The sequence below is a fragment of the Lapillicoccus sp. genome, from assembly GCF_036559105.1.
GTDB lineage: Bacteria > Actinomycetota > Actinomycetes > Actinomycetales > Dermatophilaceae > Lapillicoccus.
On record NZ_DATBTV010000068.1, the window covers coordinates 1 to 3,420 of the forward strand.

Sequence of the window (3,420 nt, forward strand, 5' to 3'; positions counted from 1 at the left end):
GGCCGAGGTGACCGCTGACTGTGCCGCGGTCACCTGATCGGCGGTCGGTGTGGGGTCACGGTCGGCGGCCGCCGACGAGATGGTGGTGGCGACGAGGGCGAGGCCGATCGCGGATGCCGCGAGCGGGCGCAGCAGGATGGCAAGAAGGCGACGCGGTGGCCGCATGGCGCTCCTCCCCGGCTGGCCCGACGGATGGGCCGAGGTTAGAGCGCACACGTCACAGGAAGAACACGGACAACAGTGGTTTCACGGGCATTCGAGGCGGCGGCGAATGACACGCGTGTCTTTCCGCTGCTCAGGGTCGCGCTCGGCCGTCGGACGGCGAAGGTCACGATCCAGTAACGAAGATCGAGGGCGGCGTCAGCGGGGTCCGGTCAGCCACTCCACCGCGCGCTGCAGCAGTGCGCCGTGTCCGGGGGCCTCGTACGAGCCGATGTGATGGCCCAGCGCGTCGTAGACCACCCGGCCCGGACCCGCCGCTCGAGCCCAGACCAGCGGGTGCGTCTCGCCCTCGAACCGGTGCTCGTAGAGGGCGGTCACGTCCGGCATGGTCTCGAGGTAGCTGTACCGCTCGTCGACGACGGTGAAGTCGGTGAGGCCGCGAGTGATCGGATGCGCCGCTGAGGTCATCGAGACAACGAACTCGTCCTGCGGAGGGTGCATCGTGCGACCGCGCACCCACCGGCCGCCGAGGATCGACGGCCACTGACGCATACCGGTGAGCGAGGTGGAGCTGCAGTGCATGCCCAGCAGGCCGCCTTCGCCGGCGAGATGGCGAGCCATCCCAGCAGCGGCCGCGTCCATCGCCTCCGGCGGGCGGGGCTCGGCGGGGTTGCCGATGTTGACGACGAGGAGGCGAACGTCTCCCGGGTGGGCCAGCGCGTCCTCGACCTCGCCGGTGATGTCGACGCGGTAGCCGACACTCTCGAGGATCGCCGCCAGCCGGGCCGAGGTGGCGGCGAAGTCGTGCCAGGGATCGACGTACTGACCGGCCCCGCTCACGACCAGGGCGTCAGGCACAGGGCATCCTGACATCGCCATGATCCTCGTCGCCATTCCCGAGCCCCTGCGGTCCCGCATCCTCCCGTCGTCACTGGTCGAACAGCTACGGGCGATAGCGCCGGTCGCCGTCGCGCCGACACCCGACGACCTGCTGGCGAGTGACACCCGAGCCCTGCTGGCCGAGGCTCAGGTGCTCGTCACCGGCTGGGGCTCGGACCTCGTCGACCCAAAGGTGCTCGCCGCCGCGCCGACGCTCCGAGCCGTCGTTCACACCGCGGGCTCGGTGCGAGCGGTCGTCACGCGCGACGTGTATGCGCGCGGTGTCGTCGTCTCGTCGCAGGCGTGGGCCAACGCGCTGCCGGTGGCGGAGTACACGCTGGCGATGATCCTGCTGGCGGCCAAGGGGGTCCTGCAGGCGCGGGACCGGTACTCGGCGGTGCGGGGCGGGGTCGACGTGCACGAGCTGCTGGCGGGTCACGGGACGTACCAGGCCCAGGTCGGCATCGTCGGGGCGTCGGCGATCGGGCGCCGGGTGATCGAGCTGCTCGCCCCGTTCGACCTGACGGTCGCGGTGTACGACCCGACGCTGGGCTCCGACGAGGCGGCGGCGCTCGGCGCGACGCTGATGAGCCTGGACGAGCTGATGCGCACGAGCCGGGTCGTCTCGCTGCATGCGCCCTGGCTGCCGAGCACCGAGGGGATGATCGGGGTGAATGAGCTCGCGGCGATGCCCGACGGGTCGACGTTCATCAACACCGCCCGCGGCGCACTGGTGGACGAGCCGGCACTGGTGCGCGAGCTGCAGACCGGGCGCTTCGACGCGGTCCTCGACGTCACCTGGCCCGAGCCGCCGGCACCCGACTCACCGCTCTGGACCCTGCCCAACGTCACGCTCACGCCGCACGTGGCCGGGTCGTCCGGCAACGAGCTCGAGCGGATGGGCGCCTCCGCGGTTGGCGAGGTCGGGCGGGCGGTACGGGGTGAGCCGTTGCACCACGCGGTCGGCGCCGACGCCTACGACCGGCTGGCCTAGACCACGACCGGCCCCCTCGCGCTCGGCGAGGGGGCCAGCCGTGTTGCCCGGGCTCAGTCGAGGACGTGTCCGTCCGGCGCGATGAGGTGACCCTGCGTGGCCTTGAGGGCCTCGGTCTCGTCGCGGAACTCGCGCAACCGCCAGCATCCGGATCGCGTTGTCCGACATGCGCGAGCTGGCGAGCAGAACGCCGTCGAGGGCAGTCATCTCTGTAGCCGTTGCCCGAGTGACTCGACCGGTCGGCGACCCCAAGCGGAACGGTCTCCTCGACCGGGGGTAGGACTGGAGCGTGACCACTCTTCGCTTCGGGCTCAAGCTCAGTCAGAACGCGACCATCGACGAGCTGCGTGCCCTGTGGCGGCTGGCCGACGAGGCCGGCTTCGACAGCTGCTGGGTGATGGACCACTTCGCCACGCTGGGGCCGAGGGACGACGGACCGATCTTCGAGGCGTGGACGATGCTGGCGGCGATGGCCCAGCTGACCACGCATACCCGGCTCGGCTGCGCCGTCGTGGGCAACACGTACCGTCATCCAGCGGTCCTGGCGAAGATGGCGGTCACGGTCGACCACCTCTCCCAGGGACGGCTGGAGTTCGGCCTGGGGGCCGGCTGGGCGGAGAACGAGCACGAGATGCTGGGGCTGGAGTTCGGCAGCAGGAACGACCGCGCCGACCGGCTGGAGGAGAGCGTCCAGGTGATCCGAGCGCTCTGGACGCAGCCGCGGACCACGTTCGAGGGACAGCATTACCGGCTGCGCGAGGCGGTGGCCGAGCCCAAGCCGGTGCAGCAGCCACACCCGCCGATCTGGATCGGTGGTTCGGGACCCAAGCGGACGCTGCGGATCGCCGCGGAGTATGCGGACGTGTGGAACGCGGCCGGTGGTAGCCCGGAGGAAGTGGCCACGTCCTCGGCGATCCTCGATCAGCACTGCGCCGACGTCGGGCGGGATCCCGGCCAGATCCGGCGATCGGTGCAGGTGGGGGTGGGCGAGGAGGACCTGAGCCAGACCCGAGCCACCATCGAGTCCTACGTCCGGGTCGGTGTCACCGACTTCCTGCTCGTCACCCGCGGGGACGACCCCCAGGCGATCGGGGAACAGCTTGCCGCGCAGCTCCCGCGGCTGCGTGAGCTCGAAGCCGGCTAGGCGCGTTTCGGCTCGGGTCGAAGAGTCGCCGTACTCGTGGCTGCGGTCATTGCTGCCGTCAGGCGCGGGGCGCCTCTCACCGTGGGCGGTTGACCCCTGAAAGCATTGGTCCTCCACGGACGCTGATCCGACACGTAGGAGACGAACGCCATGGACGCGATCACCACCAACTTCGGCGACGTGCTGCTCTGGAGCTTCTGGCTGTTCATCTGGCTCGCCGCGCTGATGCTGTGGTTCCGCT

The 3,420-nt window shown here is 70.6% G+C and carries 3 protein-coding genes; 2 read left to right on the plus strand and 1 reads right to left on the minus strand.

All coding sequences use genetic code 11. The features are described from left to right. Positions 1-360 precede the first annotated feature (360 nt). The gene (locus tag VIG79_RS08890) at positions 361-1,020 is read right to left on the minus strand and encodes a ThuA domain-containing protein (protein WP_331884708.1); all 660 of its coding nucleotides are present in this window, start codon (positions 1,018-1,020) and stop codon (positions 361-363) included. A gap of 19 nt (positions 1,021-1,039) precedes the next feature. Here VIG79_RS08890 and VIG79_RS08895 point away from each other — a divergent pair, with 19 nt between their 5' ends. Both VIG79_RS08895 and VIG79_RS08900 read left to right on the plus strand, forming a co-directional pair. After that, positions 1,040-2,035, plus strand: coding sequence for a hydroxyacid dehydrogenase (locus tag VIG79_RS08895; protein ID WP_331884710.1), 996 nt, complete (start codon positions 1,040-1,042; stop codon positions 2,033-2,035). Positions 2,036-2,324: 289 nt separating this feature from the next. Continuing rightward, positions 2,325-3,179, plus strand: coding sequence for an LLM class F420-dependent oxidoreductase (locus VIG79_RS08900; protein WP_331884712.1), 855 nt, complete (start codon positions 2,325-2,327; stop codon positions 3,177-3,179). Positions 3,180-3,420 lie beyond the last annotated feature (241 nt).